The sequence below is a fragment of the Oxobacter pfennigii genome (assembly GCF_001317355.1).
Lineage (GTDB): Bacteria > Bacillota > Clostridia > Clostridiales > Oxobacteraceae > Oxobacter > Oxobacter pfennigii.
Genome location: NZ_LKET01000030.1, coordinates 1 through 18,807, shown reverse-complemented (window position 1 = coordinate 18,807; position 18,807 = coordinate 1). Strand labels below are relative to the sequence as shown.

At 38.3% G+C, this 18,807-nt stretch carries 21 protein-coding genes and 1 pseudogene; 7 read left to right on the top strand and 15 right to left on the bottom strand.

Going from position 1 to position 18,807, the window contains the following annotated elements; translation table 11 throughout:
- Positions 1-119 precede the first annotated feature (119 nt).
- Complete coding sequence (locus tag OXPF_RS09605; RefSeq protein ID WP_054874996.1) at positions 120-2,156, bottom strand: HelD family protein; 2,037 nt, start codon at positions 2,154-2,156, stop codon at positions 120-122.
- A gap of 422 nt (positions 2,157-2,578) precedes the next feature.
- Positions 2,579-3,691, bottom strand: coding sequence for an MFS transporter (locus OXPF_RS09600; protein WP_242854383.1), 1,113 nt, complete (start codon positions 3,689-3,691; stop codon positions 2,579-2,581).
- A gap of 394 nt (positions 3,692-4,085) precedes the next feature.
- On the opposite strand from OXPF_RS09600, the gene ytaF reads away from it, so the two are divergent.
- A complete protein-coding gene (gene ytaF, locus OXPF_RS09595) occupies positions 4,086-4,715 on the top strand; it encodes a sporulation membrane protein YtaF (protein WP_054874994.1) in 630 nt (209 codons plus the stop codon).
- A gap of 156 nt (positions 4,716-4,871) precedes the next feature.
- Here ytaF and OXPF_RS09590 read toward each other — a convergent pair whose 3' ends face one another.
- Both OXPF_RS09590 and OXPF_RS09585 read right to left on the bottom strand, forming a co-directional pair.
- The gene (locus OXPF_RS09590; protein WP_054874993.1) at positions 4,872-5,516 is read right to left on the bottom strand and encodes a GNAT family N-acetyltransferase; all 645 of its coding nucleotides are present in this window, start codon (positions 5,514-5,516) and stop codon (positions 4,872-4,874) included.
- Between the two features lie 198 nt (positions 5,517-5,714).
- On the bottom strand, positions 5,715-6,161 hold the full coding sequence (locus OXPF_RS09585) for a uroporphyrinogen decarboxylase/cobalamine-independent methonine synthase family protein (RefSeq protein WP_054874992.1): 447 nt from the start codon (positions 6,159-6,161) through the stop codon (positions 5,715-5,717).
- A gap of 151 nt (positions 6,162-6,312) precedes the next feature.
- On the opposite strand from OXPF_RS09585, the gene OXPF_RS09580 reads away from it, so the two are divergent.
- The gene (locus OXPF_RS09580; protein ID WP_242854377.1) at positions 6,313-6,549 is read left to right on the top strand and encodes a hypothetical protein; all 237 of its coding nucleotides are present in this window, start codon (positions 6,313-6,315) and stop codon (positions 6,547-6,549) included.
- Positions 6,550-6,638: 89 nt separating this feature from the next.
- Here OXPF_RS09580 and OXPF_RS09575 read toward each other — a convergent pair whose 3' ends face one another.
- The 4 genes and pseudogenes from OXPF_RS09575 to OXPF_RS21725 all read right to left on the bottom strand — a co-directional run.
- Complete coding sequence (locus OXPF_RS09575; protein WP_054874991.1) at positions 6,639-7,067, bottom strand: EamA family transporter; 429 nt, start codon at positions 7,065-7,067, stop codon at positions 6,639-6,641.
- Between the two features lie 498 nt (positions 7,068-7,565).
- The gene (locus OXPF_RS09570; protein WP_054874990.1) at positions 7,566-8,807 is read right to left on the bottom strand and encodes an MFS transporter; all 1,242 of its coding nucleotides are present in this window, start codon (positions 8,805-8,807) and stop codon (positions 7,566-7,568) included.
- Positions 8,808-8,887: 80 nt separating this feature from the next.
- Positions 8,888-9,484 (bottom strand): MarR family winged helix-turn-helix transcriptional regulator, encoded by a 597-nt coding sequence (locus tag OXPF_RS09565; protein WP_054874989.1) that lies wholly within the window; start codon positions 9,482-9,484, stop codon positions 8,888-8,890.
- 78 nt (positions 9,485-9,562) lie between these two features.
- A pseudogene (locus OXPF_RS21725) lies at positions 9,563-9,982 on the bottom strand (YoaP domain-containing protein); the annotation flags it as partial.
- 151 nt (positions 9,983-10,133) lie between these two features.
- Between OXPF_RS21725 and OXPF_RS09560 the strand changes: the two are divergent.
- From OXPF_RS09560 to OXPF_RS09545, 4 genes are read left to right on the top strand one after another with little or no spacing between them, the layout of a single operon-like run.
- Positions 10,134-10,730, top strand: coding sequence for a TetR/AcrR family transcriptional regulator (locus tag OXPF_RS09560; RefSeq protein ID WP_054874988.1), 597 nt, complete (start codon positions 10,134-10,136; stop codon positions 10,728-10,730).
- A complete protein-coding gene (locus tag OXPF_RS09555) occupies positions 10,723-11,577 on the top strand; it encodes an ABC transporter ATP-binding protein (RefSeq protein WP_054875049.1) in 855 nt (284 codons plus the stop codon). Before OXPF_RS09560 ends, OXPF_RS09555 begins: the two co-directional genes overlap by 8 nt.
- Complete coding sequence (locus OXPF_RS09550) at positions 11,574-12,275, top strand: fluoroquinolone export ABC transporter permease subunit (protein WP_054874987.1); 702 nt, start codon at positions 11,574-11,576, stop codon at positions 12,273-12,275. The genes OXPF_RS09555 and OXPF_RS09550 overlap by 4 nt, the downstream gene beginning before the upstream one ends.
- Positions 12,272-12,982 carry an ABC transporter permease gene (locus tag OXPF_RS09545; RefSeq protein ID WP_054874986.1) on the top strand — a complete coding sequence of 237 codons (711 nt, stop codon included), beginning with the start codon at positions 12,272-12,274 and terminating at the stop codon, positions 12,980-12,982. The genes OXPF_RS09550 and OXPF_RS09545 overlap by 4 nt, the downstream gene beginning before the upstream one ends.
- A gap of 37 nt (positions 12,983-13,019) precedes the next feature.
- On the opposite strand, the gene OXPF_RS09540 is transcribed toward OXPF_RS09545, so the two are convergent.
- The gene (locus OXPF_RS09540; RefSeq protein ID WP_054874985.1) at positions 13,020-13,541 is read right to left on the bottom strand and encodes a GNAT family N-acetyltransferase; all 522 of its coding nucleotides are present in this window, start codon (positions 13,539-13,541) and stop codon (positions 13,020-13,022) included.
- 335 nt (positions 13,542-13,876) lie between these two features.
- Here OXPF_RS09540 and OXPF_RS09535 point away from each other — a divergent pair, with 335 nt between their 5' ends.
- Complete coding sequence (locus tag OXPF_RS09535; protein WP_160317192.1) at positions 13,877-14,464, top strand: hypothetical protein; 588 nt, start codon at positions 13,877-13,879, stop codon at positions 14,462-14,464.
- Positions 14,465-14,544: 80 nt separating this feature from the next.
- Here the strand turns inward: OXPF_RS09535 and OXPF_RS09530 are convergent, their stop codons facing one another.
- From OXPF_RS09530 to OXPF_RS09505, 6 genes are all read right to left on the bottom strand, one after another.
- Positions 14,545-14,880, bottom strand: coding sequence for a branched-chain amino acid transporter permease (locus tag OXPF_RS09530; protein WP_054874983.1), 336 nt, complete (start codon positions 14,878-14,880; stop codon positions 14,545-14,547).
- On the bottom strand, positions 14,877-15,593 hold the full coding sequence (locus OXPF_RS09525; protein WP_152967738.1) for an AzlC family ABC transporter permease: 717 nt from the start codon (positions 15,591-15,593) through the stop codon (positions 14,877-14,879). Before OXPF_RS09525 ends, OXPF_RS09530 begins: the two co-directional genes overlap by 4 nt.
- Positions 15,594-15,606: 13 nt before the next feature.
- Positions 15,607-16,080: an Lrp/AsnC family transcriptional regulator gene (locus OXPF_RS09520; protein ID WP_054875048.1), complete on the bottom strand. Its 474-nt coding sequence runs from the start codon at positions 16,078-16,080 to the stop codon at positions 15,607-15,609.
- A gap of 213 nt (positions 16,081-16,293) precedes the next feature.
- Positions 16,294-17,523 carry an MFS transporter gene (locus OXPF_RS09515; RefSeq protein WP_054874981.1) on the bottom strand — a complete coding sequence of 410 codons (1,230 nt, stop codon included), beginning with the start codon at positions 17,521-17,523 and terminating at the stop codon, positions 16,294-16,296.
- Positions 17,524-17,585: 62 nt separating this feature from the next.
- On the bottom strand, positions 17,586-17,996 hold the full coding sequence (locus OXPF_RS09510) for an iron chaperone (RefSeq protein ID WP_054874980.1): 411 nt from the start codon (positions 17,994-17,996) through the stop codon (positions 17,586-17,588).
- A gap of 96 nt (positions 17,997-18,092) precedes the next feature.
- The gene (locus tag OXPF_RS09505; RefSeq protein WP_054874979.1) at positions 18,093-18,596 is read right to left on the bottom strand and encodes a GNAT family N-acetyltransferase; all 504 of its coding nucleotides are present in this window, start codon (positions 18,594-18,596) and stop codon (positions 18,093-18,095) included.
- Positions 18,597-18,807 lie beyond the last annotated feature (211 nt).

The following is an 18,807-nucleotide window of genomic DNA, read 5'->3' as shown; positions in this document are numbered from 1 at the left end:
CAGACGCTCCGGCATATCGGTCAGGGTAATTCCCTAGCTTAAAATTTGGCAAATTAAAAAGCATACAGCATTTGAGGTAAACTCCATCGCCATTACGCCTGCAGGCTCACCGGCAAGGATTATATAAATTTTGTTTTCTTCCCGTAACAGGTTAAATCCAGTTTATGCATTGCCCTTGTACAGGCGATATACAAGAGGCTTCTGTCCAGCTGTGTTTTATAGCAATCATCTGAAGCATCAGGTATAATTACCTGATCAAATTCAAGCCCTTTGGACATATGCACAGATGAAATTATAATGCCTTCTTTAAATTCATTGCTGTTAAAATCCAACAGAGATATATCATCATAAACAGCACCGGCTTTTTTATATAATTGGTCCGCTTGTTTTTGTGACTTGCATATAATGCCCAAAGAGGTATAGCCGGATTGTTTGAACTGATTAATTACATTCTGTATTTTATTAAATTGTTCATTTTCCGTATTGCATACAGTTATGCTTGGTTTATCACCATGCCGTTCAATAGGTATCAGCTTCTTATTTTCCTGAATTTTTTGTGCAAAGTCGGTAATTTCAATTGTTGAACGATAGCTTTTGTGCAATTCCATAAAATCACAGCCGGCAAAGTATGGCTGTATTTTTTCAACTGCTGATGAGCTATATGGATTGACGCTTTGATTGCTGTCTCCTAAAATCGTCATTTTACAGGAAAATAATTTTGCCAGTACCGCATATTGAACAGGGGTATAATCCTGCATTTCATCTACCAGCAAGTGCTGTATTTCCTTATAGTCCTGCCCTGTCCCGTCAAAATACATTTTTGTATATACAAATGGGAAGACATCACAGAATTCAAATGTATTTTTACTGATAAACTGAAATAAATCCTCCCGTTTTATATGGCGGTAAAAGTTTTTATACAGTAATACGGCATCGGAAAATTTAAACAACTTCAAAATGCTGCCTTTTATTTGACGGGCAAGCTTAGCATCTCTTCTGCATTTTGCAATTAAATCATCGGCGATTTTCTCCAGCCGCTTTTTAATGGGCAGCCTTTTGTAAGCATAATAACGCAAAAGCAAGTCTTCTTTTGAAACAGAAAGAACGCCAAAATCAAGGTTTACCGGCTCAAAATATTTATCCCCGGCATATTCCAGATAGGATTGGAGTTGTTCAACAAAGTTATTCGTCGATTTAAATTTAATTCTGGCAATGGCTTCAGGGCTCTCATCATCCAATAAGCTTTCTACCTGCTGAAAAAATGTCTGGTATTTATACTTTTTCCCAATCATGCTTGCCGTAATATCTTCAAAGCTCATTTCCAAAATATTTTCTTCCCCTAATTCAGGCAATACATTTGAAATGTAGCTCCCAAATACTTTATTGGGAGAAATAATCAGAATGTTATTGGATGTCAGGGTTTCTTTATAACGGTACAACAGAAAGGCCACCCGGTGCAATGCAATGGATGTTTTTCCGGAGCCTGCCGCCCCTTGTATAATCAATACTTTTGCAGCTTCGTTTCTGATAATGGCGTTTTGTTCCCTTTGAATGGTTGCTACGATGTTCTTCATTTTGTCATCGGAATTTTGGCTTAATTCTTTTTGCAAAATTTCATCGCCGATATTAAGGGAGCTTTCAATCATATATTCCATTTCACTTTGCCTGATCCGGTACTGCCGCTTTAAGACTAATGTTCCTTCAATTTTTCCTATGGGGGCTTCATAAAATGCCGGACCTGTTTCAAAATCGTAAAACATGCTTGATACAGGTGAGCGCCAATCAAAGATAATATTGTCGGCAGCATGTGAATCGGAAAAACCGTGGACGCCAATATAAAATGATTGCTCTTTTAGGTCATTTCCATCGGCAAAATCAATTCTCCCAAAATAGGGTGACTGGATTAGCTTTTGAAGCTTTGTCCGCTCAGTAACAGCCCGTTCACCGGAGTTAATATTTTCATTAACAGCTATCCTATTGGCTGCTTTTTCTGCAGAGTCTAGCTGCGATAAATTTTCGTACATATACCGCTTGATTTCTAATATTTCTCCGGAATAATCAGTTATTTTTTGCTCTATCTTTTCAAGTGCAGCTGCAAGCTTTTCCAATACCTTATCAAGATATTTTCTTTCGTCAGTTTCCTTTGGGTTAAACATAAGTTGCTCTCCTCTTCTTTGTCTGTCAATTTAGTATTCTCAATTTAAGTATAAGAAAAAAGTAAAAAAAGAATAGACTTTTTCTTTGTTATTTGGTATCCTATAGCTTAAGTATTGCCCCTTTTCAGGGGCAATTTTATTCCATATTTTTACAGAATGATATGTGCACTAACCAAATAATGGCAAGCAATTTTTATCCGGCCTTCTGATACCATCCAAATGAAAGAGAGCAAGAGTACAAACAGCCTCTTTTTCCTTTCCATAGGCTAACCACCGGCCAAAGCAGAATCCACCCCCAAATAGCCTCCTTCTCGATATCCTTGAAATGAAATTAAAAATACCGCAAAATTCTTTTTTGAATAATACGGTATTTTAAAAATTGTTCAGTTTTAAATTTTTGGATACTATTTCATACTGCGATGTTATTTCCTTATGGAGCATATTAAACTGCCTATTAATGCTATTCCACCGCAGATAAATGGAAGGATATAAAATCCCAACCTTGCAATTACAAGACTCCCCAATATAGAACCAAGTGTAATTCCAATATATAATGCTGTGTTGTTTAAGGCAAGCACCATCCCGCGGGTTTCTGGAAATTCTGCGGCTAAACGGGCTTGATATGAAGTAAAGGAGGTATATCCAACAAGTGCCCACAAAAACAACAAAAAATAAACCAAAGTTCCTGATGAAAAGAAAATACCTAATAGTACAAGTATGCCGGTAAGCAGGGATGTACTGAATATTGATACCATTCTTGCACCAATTTTATCAGTAACTCTCCCACTGGATAAACTGCCGATTACAGCCCCTATACCATAGGCAGCAATTGAAGTTGTAAGTTCGCCTGAAGAAAAATGGTTATATAAAACCAATCCTGTTCCAAGAAATACATATAGAGCATACATTGCAATTGCCCAAAAAGTAGTTGCGCTAACTGCAAATATAATTTTTGTGGGGCTGCCCTTTGTCAGTTCTTCTGCTGAATGTACTTTATTTATTGATGCCCAAACCCTAAAGTTTAAGATTGATATCAAAAAAGCAATTGCAGCTAAATATATAAAAACAGAACGCCACCCAAGAAATTGTTCTATCAGAGTTCCGATAGGTGCTCCTGCCCATAAAGCCATAAGATGTCCGGATACTACTACAGAAAGCCATGCCCCTCTACGTTCAGGCAATGCCGTATCGCCAATAATTGCGTAGACTAAAGGTGTTATAGACGCAACAGATAAACCAGCAAAAATACGGCTGATTATCAGCATTACAAATGAAGAAGAAATGGCTGTCAAAAAATTGGATAAGCAAAATGATAATAAACCGAAGACAATAAAAAGGCGGCGGCCTTTGCGGTCTGAAAGCCACCCAAAAATTGGCGCACTAATAGCATACATAAGCGAAAACACGGCAACTATCCACCCTGCAACAGAAGGAGTTATTTCATATTCTTTAGCAATAAACGGTAACAAAGGAGATATAACAAACAAATCAGTGCCAATAATAAATAAGGTAATCCATCCTGTAAGAAGATACATGGTTTCTTTTAGGTTAAAACGCACGTTCATCACCTTTAAATGATATTACATTAGTTAGTTTATGAAAATAAAATATTAAAGTGCCTGCTTATGATAAATATTTCACTGTTTCACATATAATACCAATTTGACCTTAGTTATTGTAATTTAGCATAATCCCAATATATACCTATAGTTTTCTATGAGAGGTTAAATATTATTATTCAAAATCCATAGTATATTATCATAATTAAAGCAGGTCCTTTTAAAATGCGTAGCAAACATAAATATATGACAGGGAAAAAAATGTGCATTAGCCTTCAGTTTCTGATTTAAGTCATTAATATATTTCAGTAAACTTTTAAAGAGTATATCATAATATAATCTTATGTTATCTTTACTTTAGAGGGTTTATATGCACATTTTATCAATTTTCCTTTTTGCAATTTCTTCAAGCGTTGACAGTCTTATCATAGGACTGAGTTACGGAACTAAAAAAGTTAGAATTGATTTTTTTAATAACTTTATTGCATCTTTAATTTCTGGCCTGGGTACCTTTTTAGCAATGTTATTTGGAAAAGTGCTTTTGCAAATAATTCCATTACAGTGGGCAAACATCATAGGAAGCGGCATGCTGATTTTGTTAGGCATGTATCTTTTGGGAAATTTCTTGAGAAAAAATATTGACAGCATGAAAGGTGCCGGGGAAGTTAATGAGAATATATCAGAGTTTCAGCGCTATGAAAATACACTTAGAAGTCCGGACGTAATAGATGCAAATGACTCAAAAACCATAGAATTTAAAGAAGCTATTATTTTGGGAATAATTCTCTGCTTAAATAATATTGGCTTAGGTATAGGTGCAGGTATTACCGGTCTGAATATTTACATGACACCTATATCCTCATTGCTTTTTAGTCTGGTATTTATTCCAATAGGGTATTACATTGGCGAAAAAGTAATTCCTGATAAATTATCAGGATATTCAGAAATAATTTCAATATGTATTATTGTAATTCTTGGAATTTACGAGCTATTTATTTAAAAAAGCCAGATTCACCTTATAAACCAGTTCTTGAATAAAGGGCTTCAACAGGTGGCAGCCATTGGCCGGTAATCCAGCCGGAAAGGTATAATAAAAACGTAAGACACCCAAAACTCCCCATTCAACGCTTTTGGACTAATAAGTATAGCCTGAAACTCACTGTATAATAGAATGGCTGTGAATATAAAATTCTTCCTGGCTTGGCTGGTACTTTTTCTCCAGGCTTTCCAAACCCTCGTCAAAGCGCCCAGCTTCTTGTTCATCTATCTCAAATACAGGACTTTGATAGTAAACCCATTTTCTTCCGTCCAAGACATCTGGTTTGAGCTCTTTTACCATCATTGCCGCCGGATATGTCCCATTTTCAAGACAGACATTGTACTTTTTGCAACTCTTAAAACCGCGGCTTACATAATTATTCGGATTTCCAAATATTACAATCACATCATAACCAAGTGCGGCCGCCTGTTGAAAGGAATACTCCATTAGTTTTTTCCCATATCCATTCCTCTGGTATTCTGGCAAAATGCAAACCGGACCAAAAGTAAGGATGTCTTTTTCTTCCCCGGACTCATCAATTAGTTTTGTTTTAGTATACATGATATTCCCGACGATCTGATTATCAACTTCAATCACCAAATCCAACTCCGGCAGAAAGTCTTTGTGGGATCGCATAACATGAACTAAATAGTGTTCAATGCACCCCGGAATATATAAATTCCAAAAAGCTTTCCTTGTGATTTCTTCTACTCTCTCATAATCTGTTTCTTCTTCATTCCTAATCTTAATCATTTTATTCATTTATAAACCTCCCATAATTTACCAAGACCTTCTTTTAGATTTTATTATAACCCATTGGTTATGAATCTGCATATCCAGAAGACTATAAATTTTATTTTGATATAAAGCTATGCCGTCTTAATTCATTAAGCCCATAAGCTTATTATAAAAAGAGAACCCAACATGTTTGCACAATTGGGCTCTGACTGGGAAATTTAGTTATTTGATTTTACTTTTTGCATAACTGATTGCCTCGCCGCATATGATCCCCATCTTCTTGCCGGGGGCAAACGCTGAAGGATCATACATTGAGACGGAGCATCCATATATAGTGTAGCCTCCCAGCGGGCCATATTCATCAATGCACCGGCGTACTTCTTGCCGCAATTCATCCTCGGTAACGTCAGAAAGATCCACGCAGCCCTGGAGATCAAGACCGCCTATTAAAGCTATATCCGGATAACGTTCTTTCATTTTTTTCAGGTTATTGCACGGCTGGCATGGGTCAAAACGCCGTATGCCAATTTTATAAAAGCTATCCAACAGAATTTCTTCCATGCCGCAGCAATGACTTATGAATTTCATGGATGTTGTGTTTACAAAATCAACAAGGCGCTTTTCTTTTTTGGTTGCCGCATAATATCCTGCAAATTTGACCTTAGTCATTGATAATTATATCACAATCCCAATATATACCTATAATTTTGTATGAGAGGTTAAAATATTATTGTTCAAAATTCCCAGTATGTTATTATAATTAAAGAAGGTCCTTTTAAAATGCGTAGCAAACATAAATATATGGCAAGGAGGTCTTTTAATGGATGCAAAAATGCCTTTTTACCCGGCAGGTTTTATTAGTGCAGGCATTGGTATAATATTTTTTCAGATAATTCTTCTGTTTTTGTTAAGTGCATTATTGATGTGGCTTTGGAATATTACTGTTACAAGAATTTTTAATATTAGAGAAATAACTTTTTGGGAAGCATTCAGATTAATGATTATTGCAGCAATTCTTTTCGGTAAGGTATTTGGTATAGGTCAGTTTAATCTGTAAGCTCTGTTTGCTACGCATTAATTACATAAGTCAGCGAAGTAACACCACCCGTAAAGCATTTGCGATTAAATCAGTGATCATCCCAAATATTATCTTTTATTTATAAATATTAATCCTATTATGCAGAGTGATATGCCAAATATTTTATTTATATCAAATCCTTCTTTATAAAATAGTATGCCTACCGGAATAAGAATAAGCGCAAGAAGAATATTTGCTACCAAGGACCCTGTGCTTATATTCCATCCTGCCCTATATGCCATTATATATCCAAACTCAAGTCCAACAATAGCAAAGCCAAGCACTATACTCGTCCAATTTAAGTCTTCAAATGATTGAAAAAACCCTTTATCAGTTTTATAAAATTTAAATGCAATAATGGTTATAACTGCCCCAGTCAAATATGTGACAAACAATGATGAAAAAGGGTTAGCTTTTTCCGGCATTGATTTTGAACATATATTATAGAATATATTTGATGCCACAATAATTATAATAGAAAACACGTACATTAACATAATTTAACCTCTTAAATAAATTTAATCTTTGATGAACTAATTTTAAAAAACTCAGCCCTACTTGATTATCCTTTTGTCAAAAACCTAATCTAAGCCCAGAATAAAAAAACGAGAAATCATATAGATGACTTCCCGGGCTTATCCTTCCGTGAACACAGTTTAGCTGAGTGTTCTCTTTTAGCTTCTACCGTATAGTTAAATTAATAACTACGAAACTTTAGAAAACTTGAAATGATTTAGTTGTTGTTGGTTATTATCGTAACAGGAACTGTTTAAAAAATCAATATTTAAATTAATACTGCTTCTATATTGATATCGAAAACTATTTAAAACTATGAAATGCTTCCGGACAGTGATATCAGTAAATTTAAGGAGGAAGTTTTTCCTATTTGATTAGTTCAAAGAGAGAAGCAATGCTCCTTACCCGTATACGTGCAAAAAACCTTTGTCCGTATTCTCATACAAGCAAAGGTTTTAAACTTATATGTCTTCTTTTGCCTACTTAACTACTGCCTGAAGAGAAGCAGCCGGTGCGTCATCCTTAACCTTTATTGCCACATACAAGTTAATGCAGGATAGGGCTGCAACAATGAAAAACAGATACTGTGCACCTACCATGCTCCAAACAATTCCTCCTAAGAAAGCACAGGTAATGGAAACAAAATGATCCATACTTTGCCCCAGGGTTAAGGAAGGCCTTAAGTCAGATTCTTTCACAAGAATGGATTTCAAATAAACAGTTCTCACCAGCCCCATCTGTATGGACATTTTATCTAATATAAACAACAGATATACAAACAGAACCGGAAGGCCTGCCCGTCCGAAGGTGTTGGAAATAAACCCTGCGCACAAAAGACCGTATATTAAATAGACGCCGATATAAGACAAGGCATCTATATATAAAAGCTTTTTGATCCCAAAACGATCCAGCCACCTGCCCACAGCAGGTATAAAGAAGATTCCGGCAAAGGAACCGATAATACCGAGAATTGCTAAAGTATCTGCTTTTTTGCTTAAAAGCTCAATTAACACCCAGGGCCCGTAGACCAGCATCATCTGTTTTTGCAGCCCAAACATTATTACCAGGATGTAGTAATAACGATATTCCTTTCTAAATATAAACTCGATCTTTCTGCTCTGTTTAATGGGATCTTTATTCACCCGTTCCAGAACAGACAGTAAAACCATCACCAGCGAAAAACAAACAGCCGCTATGATAAAAATCCATTTGATCTTGGCAGTAAAGCTGAAAAAGCCCATTCTGAAACCCATGAAAACCAAGACGCTTGAAAGCATTGCAAAGCCTGTTGAAATGCCTTTATATTGTCCCATTCGCTTCCCGACATTTCCGTCTTTTATAAGGGACATGCCGATACTATCCTGCAGCGGCAAGGTCAGATGCTCCCCCATAGAGTTGATAAAAATAAAAAAAAGCATAACCCCATAGGGCGGTGTTAAAAGCCCCAGTACCGTAATCCCGATAATGCTTAACACCTGTGCGATCATGGCGATACGAATATCCGATAAAAAAGACAGCCCCGTCACAATAAACAAGGACAGTATCCCCGGAAATTCTCTGGGAATTTCAATAAATCCCCTTTGATAAGTTGTTACGGAATATGCATCCTTAAAATAGTTGGACAGCACACTTGCGCTTAATCCGTTGGCTAACGCAATTAAAGCTATAATACATAAATAAATAAAAACGCTTCTATTCGTATTTGTTGTCTGTTTTTTCATAGAGTCTCCCCTTTTCACAAAATTCACTTCACTATATTGCCCATACACAGCTTATGTTTTTTCATGAGCCCTTTGTTCTCCTATTGCCCATGGCCGTTTCGGCAGTGTCCACTGCTTCCGTGATTATCATGGCACTCAGGTTCGTTATAATGCTTGGAGCCATGATGATGCGCATGATGGCCATTGCCGCTGTGTTCAGGCACACCGCTGCTGCCCTCTGAGCCGTGGTGTCGGTTGTGCCAATCCTCGATAAGTTTACTCAACAGCTGAACCATCTGCCGCTGTTCGTCCTCCGTTAAGCCGGAGAACAATTCCTTTGCTGTCTCTTGTTGATTGCACGTATATTCAGCCATAACCGCTTCACCCAGATCGGTAATTTCAACATCAACGCTGCGTTTGGTACCATCAGTTCTTGTCCGGCTGATAAGCCCCTTGCCTTCCATTTTGGTCAGCAATTCGCTTAAGGAAGCAGCGCGAATCTGCATAATGTCCAACAAATCACGCTGTGTAATTTTATCCTTTGATGCAAGGAGTGAAAGAACGCGCTGCTGGCTGGGATGAATTTTTGCGTTTTGATGATGCCCGCGGCTTAATGCGTGGGAACAGCGCAAAAATAGCGAGAATAGTTCTTCTGTCACAAGGTTCGGAGCTTCATTGGTAAAATCATTTTTATCCATTTGTACTCCTCCATAAAACTTCATATCAGGCACCTAATATAATTGAGAATATCACACTCATATTTGGGATGTCAAACATTATTTTAGGTACCTAATTTTAACTGGCTTAAATGTTTTTAAGCAGGTGATACCTAACAAATTCACTGTCTCAAAATCCCCTTTATAAAATACACACCAGTTATTGAAAACACAAGGCAATTCCTTTGCTTTTTGCAGCGTATCCACTTGAATTAAAGATAGAGGAACGCCATTCATTTCACAATGCTGTTTTATCATCTCAATGTTTGGACAGACATATGTGCATTGCATATCATAATAAATTGTTAGCTCTTTGCTTTCAATTTATTGGTTTTTAACATTTTGTGCAAACTTTGGCGTTGTTCCTTCAAAAGAAAGTGCAAGCAATTCATATCCATTATCGGTAGTATCAACAGCCTGAAAGCCGAACTTCTTCGCAAATGATTGGTCAGAAAGCCAAGATTTTTGCTTTTTTAACCCATTTCTTTAAAAAGGGGTACACTTTCCCCTATTACGGCTGCGGTTGCTTAATATACCATACTGCCTTATTGTTATTTACAAAAATGGAAGGACATGATACAATCTATATGACTAAAATAGTAATATAAGTCATACAGACAGGAGGGCGCAAATGCCGCGTTTTAGTGAAGCTGAAAAAGAGATTATTAAACAAAAATTGTTAAGTGAAGCCGAGCGATTATTTACGGTTTATGGGATCAAAAAAGTGTCTATTGACGAATTAGTGCAGGCCACAGGTATTGCAAAAGGTTCTTTCTATTCGTTTTATTCCAGTAAAGAGCAGCTTTTTATTGAAATTGTTTTTAACATGCAAAAAAAGATGTGGTGTGAAACGGATAAGTTTTTAAAGGCTCACTCTGATTTACCTTCAAGAGAGTTGGTGAAGCAGGCTTTTATTTGGATGTTTGAACAGCTTGACTGTTATCCGTTAATCCGAAAAATAGATAGAGATACGACGGAGTATCTTTTCAGAAAATTACCGAAAGAAGTAGTGGAAGCCCATACCCTTGATGATTTAATACAAATAAAGAATTTTGAAAATTATGGCGTAAGTTTTACCTGCGGTATTGAAATAGCGGCAAAAATTTTACAAATACTAGCCTTGGGATTTATTAATCTTAATCAGGAGAATGAGGCTGTTCGGATTGAGGTAATGAATACAGTTCTTAACGGCGTACTGAAAGAGATAGTAGGTGATAAAAATGATTAGCGTACAAAACGTTTTTTTGAAATATCCTGCCTCAAAAGCTGATACCATGCGGGGCATCAGCTTTGATGTAAAGCAAGGTGAAATATTCGGTTTTCTCGGCCCCTCCGGCGCGGGAAAGAGCACTTTGCAGAAAATACTGACAGGCGTATTGCGGAAGTACCGCGGCAGCGTCCGTGTTATTGATATTGAAGTCAAAAACAGGACAAATGCCTTTTATGAAAATATAGGCGTTGACTTTGAGTTTCCTAATTTCTATGGCAAGTTTACCGCGCTTGAAAACTTGAAATATTTTGCTTCCTTGTACTCCGCAAAGACGGCTGACCCTATGATGTTATTGGATAGAGTCGGTCTTCTGGACGACGCGGATAAAAAGGTGGGGAACTTTTCAAAGGGAATGAAAATGCGGCTTGGCTTTGTACGCTGCCTTATACACAATCCGAAGCTTCTTTTTCTTGACGAACCGACAAGCGGCCTTGACCCCGCAAACGCAAGAATACTTAAAAATATGATACTGGAACAGAAAAAAATGGGAAAAACCGTTATTTTAACCACTCACAATATGCACGATGCCGAAGAGCTTTGTGACCGCGTGGCCTTTATTGCAGACGGGAAAATTAAAGCGATGGACACCCCCCATTCACTGCGAAAAAGCGGAGGGGACGTAAAAGTAGAATATAGTTTTACCTCTGATGGGCGGGAAGCTAAAAATACTTGCTTGCTGGCGGAACTTGGAGCGTCGGCGGATTTTCAATTTGCATTAAAATACGGAACGCTCACAAGCATACATTCAAAAGAACAGACCCTTGAAGATGTTTTTATCACAATAACAGGCAGGTGTTTACAATGAGGTTTCTCTCCGCGCTTATAAATGACATACGTTATCAAATCAGATACGGTTTTTACTTTCTCTACGCTTTCATCAGCGCAGTCTATATAGCGGTGTTGTTTGTATGCCCGGATAAATATAAAAGAATTGCAGCGTCTATTATTATCCTGACTGATCCCTCAATGTTGGGGATGTTCTTCATTGGCGGTATATGGCTTCTTGAAAAAAGGGAGGGGCTTCATGAGTTTTGGGGGATTTCTCCGCTTCGCCCTCTGGAATATATATTGTCAAAAGCAGTATCGCTGTCAATCATTTCAACTTTATCGGCAACCCTTATTCATATTCTCGGTTTTCAAGAAACGAAGAACTACATGCTGCTGTCGGTCAGCGTATTTATAGGCTCCATGATTTTTACAATCATTGGATTGATAATGACGAGTTATGCCAACTCGGTTAATCAATATATGCTGATAGTCACACCCCCGGCCATACTTTTAACAATACCGTCCATACTCACGGCCTTTGGAATATCCTATCCCTTTTTTGATGTGCTGCCCGGTACAGCCCTATGGCGCATGATTGCCTGCTCGCTGGATATAAGTGATAAGCCTTCCATATGGTTATGGATTGTGCTTGCATTATGGCTGGGGATGATTCTTTATCTCGCAAACAAGCGTATTCCGGCCGCCATGCGGGTAGAAGGGGGCGAAAGAGTATGAAACAGACAATTAAACTATTCCAAATTGGATTAAGGCAAATTACAAAAGACGGTATGCTGCTCATACTTTTGCCTGCTCCCTTTTTCGTTGGTTCGATTTTTAAGCTTGCTGTCCCGTTTGTAAACAGCATTATGGAAGATTATATGCCTTTTTCGCTTTTGCCTTGGTATGGCCTTGTGGACGGTATGCTTGTCTGCTTAATGCCAATGATTACAGCGATGGTGTCCGCTTTCCTGCTCCTTGAAGAACGTGACGAGGGTATAAGCGCATTTTATAAAATAACGCCGATAGAGGGTTATTCTTATTTAGCAGCCCGTATCGGTATCCCGATGATATGGGCGTTTATAGTAACAATTATTTCTATGCTGCTTTTTAATATTTCAGCTTTATCCTTTGATGTCATTTTTTTAAGTTCGTTTATAGGCACTCTGACAGGGCTATTTATGGTAATGCTGGTTGTGTCGATAGCTGAAAACAGGGTTGAGGGGCTTGCCCTCTCAAAATTAATGGGAGTGAGCTTATTAGGGTTGGCAGCTGTATGGTTTATACCCGCGCCATATCATTTTTTCGCAGCGTTTTTGCCGTCGTTTTGGGTTGGAAAGCTTTTAATGGACGGAGTAAATCTTTTTACGTTCATATTTGGGATTGTATTATGCTTTCTTTGGATTGCTTTTTTCACAAGGAAATTTTTAAGTCGAATAGAGTAATTGTATAAAAAGCTTAATAGGTGTTGTTATGGAATACTCATCTGCTCCGCCTGTATTCTTGCTTATGCAGTTCACATTTATCTACCACTCCCAAACGGTCAATATTTACCTGTTCGATAAATTTGAAACCTAGCCGGTTCAGAATTCTGACGGTCGCAATGTTTTCCTTATCACTGGCAGCAACCAAACGGTCAATGCCCATTTGTTCGAAGAAAAATGCGACAGCAGAATCAGCAGCTTCGAAGCCATAGCCTTTTCCCCAGCTATCCCGGCAGTAGCCATAGAACAGCTCGTATCCTCCAAGTTCTTTTGAGGCTCTGCATCCACAGTAACCAATGTACATCATGGATGACTTTTCTACTACCGCAAATTCGATTCTATCTTCTGAATATGGTGTACTGCAATCCTCGCAAAAAAGCTTAAAGCGCTGCTCATAGGTAAGCGAAGTAACACCACCCGTAAAGCGTTTGGCGATTGGATCAGTTATCATCCCCCAGAACCGCTCATAATCTTCGATTCTGTGCTTTCTCAGCAATAATCTGTCAGTTTCAATTTTCATATAATACCTCACGTTATATATATTTTTACTGCACATAAACTATACTGTTCTGCCGGAACATAGAAACAATGTGAATTATATTAAAATCCACGTCTAATAAAATAAATGAAACACTCATTTCCATTATATCAAAGAAAACCTCTTGTTTCCCGGTTTCGGCAGTTTTTAAATCAAATTCCCATAAATATACTGCTTTGCATCTCAAATTTAGGAAATACTAAAGTTGAAGGAAAGGTGATATATTGTAAATGAGTCATTTTTATATATTTCTATTAACCCTCTTCATATTCTGTCAATCTGCAGCAACAGTACCTGCAAATAATAGACATCAACCTATGGCATGCGAGGAAAAATTAAAAATACTGGAACCGTCAGAACCAAAAACTATTTACGACTACGAAATACTTCCGGACAGGGATATCAGTAAATTTAAAGAGAAAGTTTTGCCTATTCCATTAGTTCAAAGAGAAGGAAGCAATATTCCCTTTGTAACAGTCTATAAAAACCTGAACTGGCAGAGGCCTGCTTATGATTCATTATGGCATAGCTCCAACTGGCGCTGGAGTAATGTCCCAACTAACATGTCTTACCAGCAGCACAGAGTTTTTGATTACGAGGGAGGAGGGTCCTGGTGGTATGACCTTTCAGGTCATTTAGCCCTGCCTGGGGAAGCAGGCGGTCCCTCTCCTATACATGAATTTGCTTTTACAATTAAGTATCCTCATGTTGTGAGGCTTATTGTTTTTAATTTTGATGTTAAGTCTATTAAGTATTACAAGAACCAATATACTGTTTCCGGAGAGCCATTGAGAAAAGGCTTAACTGTGGTAGATTTCAATACAGTAAATCTGCCTAAAAATAAAAAATTATTACAGCTTGCAACACCTGATGGTTATGAATTAGACTATTTAATCCTTAATTAAGTAAATACTCGACCCTCAATAACACAAATCCGTATTTTGAGAAATATGTGTCTTAATTTAGACAGTTTTTTAATCAATTCTTAAATAAAAACAGCTTGAACAAGTACCATGTAGATAACTGTACCTACCCCAATGCTCAGAAGAGTATTTTCCTTCCAATAATGAAGCAAAATAATGAAAATGATAGCTACTGCCTCTGGAATCCCATATGCATGGCTTTTAAAATTAACGCTTTTAAGACAATATACAACCAACAAACCGATAGCAGAATAAGGCAAAACTTGTCCAAGATAACTGATATATGAATTATTTGACTTAGTACCTTGAAATATTATAAAGGGCAAAAACCTTGTTATAATTGTACCAATAGTTACCATGCAAATAATAATAAAAGTTTGAATAGGTGTTAAAGTCATTGTACTCTCCCCTCCGCCAGCTCTTGCTTTTCTGCATATTCTTTTCGGGATATTGTCAATACTGCCAATATAGCAATCATGGAAGGAATAATGAAATTACTTTGTCCGAAAACAACCAAACAAATAATAGAACATAAAACACCGATTACTGCTGGTTTGTGGTCTTTCTGAGTTTTCCATTGTCCTGCGAATATTACAACAAAAAGTGCAGTTAACACAAAATCAAGACCTTTTGTATTAAATGAAATCATAGAACCCAGCAGTCCGCCAAGGGTTGAACCGAATACCCAATAGCTATGGTCAAGCAGAGTAATGAAAAACATAAACCAGTTCCGGTTTACTCCTTCCGGCGGCTCTGTTGAACAGGCAATAGAAAATGTTTCATCACACAGGCCAAAGATAAGATATGGTTTTAATTTACCAGTATCCTTGTATTTATCCAGCATTGAAATGCCATAAAATAAATGCCGAGCATTTACCATTAATGTCATTAGCAATGCATAAACAGGATTAAAAATTGATGTGAGAAAAGTAATTGCCACATATTGTGCTGAGCCTGCAAATGCCATAAAGCTAAACAAAACTGTCCAACCAACACCATAACCCTTGCTGTTCATTAGGATACCATACGCAATGCCTAAGAAAGTAAACCCGGTAAACACAGGAATAGTATGGGAAAAGGCCGCTTTTAATGCTTTAATTTTTTCTTTCAAATTTTTCACCCCACTAAACTTCATCAACGGGTACATAGACAGTTCTTTTCTCTATCCCCATAACCATGCTTGTTTCAACACTGCTGATTGTAGTATTCTGCATCAATGAATCAATTATAAAGTCCCTATAACTCTCCATATCTTTTGCTACAATCTTAAGCAGATAATCGTGGCTTCCTGTAAGTGTGTAGCACTCTTGAATCTGCGGAAGTCTATTTACATCCTCTAAAAATGAATGTATTGTTTCCCTATTTAGAGGGGATAAGTTCACAAGAACAAATGCAAGGACTTCCATTCCCAGCTTCTTCTCGTCAACAATAGTAGCAAATTTTTTTATAATACCAGCTTCTACTAAGTTCTTTGTTCTTGCAAGGCAAGCCGATGGTGAAAGTCCAATTTTTTTTGATAAGTTTAGGTTTGATATTGAAGCGTCTTTCTGTAATTCTCTTAAAATTGCTTTATCACTATCATCAAGAACAATTGCCATATTATATTCTTCCTTTCTTATGAATTCTCTAATTATGTTTTGCATATAAGATATATTACCATATTTAATTTTGTATGTAAATAAAAAATACGTATTTAATGCAGCAATATAAAAGGAATGGAGAATATAATTTATACATTCACCATTCCGCAATAATTCACTTAGAGTATTAAAATTTAAGTCATCCCCTCCTTTTTCATGCTGATAAGCTCCTTATACCCTGCGGCTTTGCGGAAGGACGAGCAGGGCGCTGACCGATGTGAGCAGCAGGAGTGCAATCCCGGAAACGAAAAACCACAACGATACTCCCCTGCTTTCGGCAACCGGGCCTGCTATGAGCAACCCCAAAGGCATAGTAGCTGAACTGAGGCTTCCGATAAGAGAAAAAGCACGTCCCATCTTATCCGGATCGATGGTTTCCTGCATATAGGCGATATAAGGGATGTTGTACAGGTTGCTGCTGGCTCCGAGCAGCGCGCACAACGCTGCGAACACCCAGAACCAGACCATCTTTGCAGGCAGCAGGCCGCATAGCAATGAGGATGCTCCCATGCCCAAAAGCCCCAGATGGATAACCGGAAACTTGTTTTTGATGGTGCCGAACTTTCCCAGGATTAGAGCACAGAGCATCATACCCGTTGCATATCCAAGGTTGACCATGCTGGCATGCCAGGCGTCGGCCCGGAAATAGCCGCTGGTCATGAGAGGATAAAAAGTGGACAGAGGCGCGTAAAATACCATGCCAACAAGCGTGGCCGCCGTTACGATAAACAGCTTTCTGTCCTGGCAGATAGCTGCCGCTCCCTCCTTCATTTCATGGAAAAGCTGCGGCCTTTGTTTTACCTGCCGCTCCGGGTCGGGTATTTTGACAACTGCCACCGTGGCGCTGGCTATGAGCGCGCCTACCAAATCGGACAGCAATATGATCCAAAGGGGCAATGCTGTATACATGGCCGCACCCAATACCGGCCCCAGCAAAAAGGCGCCCGATTGCATGAACTGGCTCCACCCGTTGGCACGCACCAATTCCTGCTGCGGCACCAGCATTGGTACCGCTGCTTGAATAGCCGGAGTGTGAAACACAGTTCCCACCGCCCTGATGCCCAGCACCATGCAGACCGACCAGTAGGGCGGATTGCCGAACAGGAAGAAAAAGGCGAAAACAAGGGCCACCAGTCCAATGAAAAGGTCTGCTGCTATAATGACGGTTTTTCGGTTGATGCGGTCGACCCACACGCCTGCAAAGGGGCCGAGAACCAGCTGTGGCAAAAAGGCGAATACGCCCGCAATTGACATCATGATAGGCGATGCCGTTTCACTGGCCAGCCACCAGATCAGGGAAAACTGCACGGCGGCGCTGCCTATGAGGGATACCGTCTGGCCGCCGGCTATGGTGAGGAAATCACGCTTCCACTTATTCTGTTGATTTTTGTTTTTCTTCATAGCATTTTCTCCAGGTTTAAGGTTATAGTATTTTTAGAATTTAAACTTTATGCGATAATACATTAGTGATGATTTCCGGTATGGTAACACCATTTCGCTATTTCGGCGATAAGTAGTAGCGGTAACGGCTTGCTGTACGGAAACTGAACCGCGCCTTTGCTTGTTTTATATTCCGCGAGCTTCTCGCTGAAATGATCAACAGCCTTATCGCCTGGATACAGCCCGATATGCTTTTTGAATGCCGCAAAGTGGATTATATTCTGTTTATGCCAGTAAGTTGGCATACTCCACGAGATACGCTCTTCTGCATCAGGGAGTGCGGCATGGAGCGTATCCCGCACCTGACTTAACAGCGGCCGGACATCCTCCGGCTGCGCGGCAATATAGGCATCAACCGTTTTCGGCGGCTCGCCGCAGTAATGGTCTTGATTTGTGTTCTTGAACTCCCGTCCGCATTCAGGACATTGCCACATAGTGTATTTACCCCGCTTTCAATAATAATAGGTGCTTTTGATGTTAGTGTCCACCCAATAAATTGTAATTCATAAATATCACAGATTATAATTGTTCTATATTTCTATTTCAAATCCATATTCACGCAATACAAAATCATCAATTCTTTCTTCATAGATTCCATCAACACGCTTAAATCCATTTTTTAAATATAAATTTATTGCCGGTTTATTTATATCTACAACAAATAATCTCAAATATTTAGCACCCTTCTGTTTTGCTAGTTTCAAAGCATTTTTGAGCATTAACCCGCCTATTCCTTGTCTTAAATAATCCACATTAACCCCAAAACGATCTATATATAATGCCTTTTCTTTGACATTTTTCCATTTTAAATGATCTTCGCCGGCATTTGATTCGCATAAAGCAAATGCGGCTGCTATGTCATTATCCTCAGTTAATATATAAAGGCTTTTATTATCGATATCATCTTGAAAAAATTCACAGGGATAAATTTCATCCCAAATCCGCATGTTGTTTTTATTCATATTGTCGATTATTTTTTCATACATCGTTTTAAGCCGCGGCAAATCATTCTTCTTAGCCAATCTTAAATCCATATTAATTCACCTCTTCAAGGGGATTTTGTCAACTCTATAATGGGTCTTATCTAAGATAAATTACATTGTGCTTTATCTGACCTTCAAATTCCAATTCGTACTATATAAGAGTAGAGATTTTCAATAATCTTTACTCTCTATTTTTTGTTATGATGAGTTTGATTGGCTGACGTAATTTCCTATTGGGACAACACGCCCGAAGATAAACTTG

What these genes read in the sequence shown, in the direction of transcription:
- OXPF_RS09540 (WP_054874985.1), bottom strand. Translation starts at nt 13,541, where the DNA reads ATGAAAATTGAAACTGACAGATTATTGCTGAGAAAGCACAGAATCGAA.
- OXPF_RS09550 (WP_054874987.1), top strand. Translation starts at nt 11,574, where the DNA reads ATGAGGTTTCTCTCCGCGCTTATAAATGACATACGTTATCAAATCAGA.
- OXPF_RS09560 (WP_054874988.1), top strand. Translation starts at nt 10,134, where the DNA reads ATGCCGCGTTTTAGTGAAGCTGAAAAAGAGATTATTAAACAAAAATTG.
- OXPF_RS09575 (WP_054874991.1), bottom strand. Translation starts at nt 7,067, where the DNA reads ATGTTAATGTACGTGTTTTCTATTATAATTATTGTGGCATCAAATATA.
- OXPF_RS09520 (WP_054875048.1), bottom strand. Translation starts at nt 16,080, where the DNA reads ATGGCAATTGTTCTTGATGATAGTGATAAAGCAATTTTAAGAGAATTA.
- OXPF_RS09535 (WP_160317192.1), top strand. Translation starts at nt 13,877, where the DNA reads ATGGCATGCGAGGAAAAATTAAAAATACTGGAACCGTCAGAACCAAAA.
- OXPF_RS09530 (WP_054874983.1), bottom strand. Translation starts at nt 14,880, where the DNA reads ATGACTTTAACACCTATTCAAACTTTTATTATTATTTGCATGGTAACT.
- OXPF_RS09600 (WP_242854383.1), bottom strand. Translation starts at nt 3,691, where the DNA reads ATGTATCTTCTTACAGGATGGATTACCTTATTTATTATTGGCACTGAT.
- OXPF_RS09605 (WP_054874996.1), bottom strand. Translation starts at nt 2,156, where the DNA reads ATGTTTAACCCAAAGGAAACTGACGAAAGAAAATATCTTGATAAGGTA.
- ytaF (WP_054874994.1), top strand. Translation starts at nt 4,086, where the DNA reads ATGCACATTTTATCAATTTTCCTTTTTGCAATTTCTTCAAGCGTTGAC.
- OXPF_RS09510 (WP_054874980.1), bottom strand. Translation starts at nt 17,996, where the DNA reads ATGTGGCAATGTCCTGAATGCGGACGGGAGTTCAAGAACACAAATCAA.
- OXPF_RS09580 (WP_242854377.1), top strand. Translation starts at nt 6,313, where the DNA reads ATGGATGCAAAAATGCCTTTTTACCCGGCAGGTTTTATTAGTGCAGGC.
- OXPF_RS09515 (WP_054874981.1), bottom strand. Translation starts at nt 17,523, where the DNA reads ATGAAGAAAAACAAAAATCAACAGAATAAGTGGAAGCGTGATTTCCTC.
- OXPF_RS09545 (WP_054874986.1), top strand. Translation starts at nt 12,272, where the DNA reads ATGAAACAGACAATTAAACTATTCCAAATTGGATTAAGGCAAATTACA.
- OXPF_RS09590 (WP_054874993.1), bottom strand. Translation starts at nt 5,516, where the DNA reads ATGAATAAAATGATTAAGATTAGGAATGAAGAAGAAACAGATTATGAG.
- OXPF_RS09555 (WP_054875049.1), top strand. Translation starts at nt 10,723, where the DNA reads ATGATTAGCGTACAAAACGTTTTTTTGAAATATCCTGCCTCAAAAGCT.
- OXPF_RS09565 (WP_054874989.1), bottom strand. Translation starts at nt 9,484, where the DNA reads ATGGATAAAAATGATTTTACCAATGAAGCTCCGAACCTTGTGACAGAA.
- OXPF_RS09505 (WP_054874979.1), bottom strand. Translation starts at nt 18,596, where the DNA reads ATGGATTTAAGATTGGCTAAGAAGAATGATTTGCCGCGGCTTAAAACG.
- OXPF_RS09570 (WP_054874990.1), bottom strand. Translation starts at nt 8,807, where the DNA reads ATGAAAAAACAGACAACAAATACGAATAGAAGCGTTTTTATTTATTTA.
- OXPF_RS09585 (WP_054874992.1), bottom strand. Translation starts at nt 6,161, where the DNA reads ATGACTAAGGTCAAATTTGCAGGATATTATGCGGCAACCAAAAAAGAA.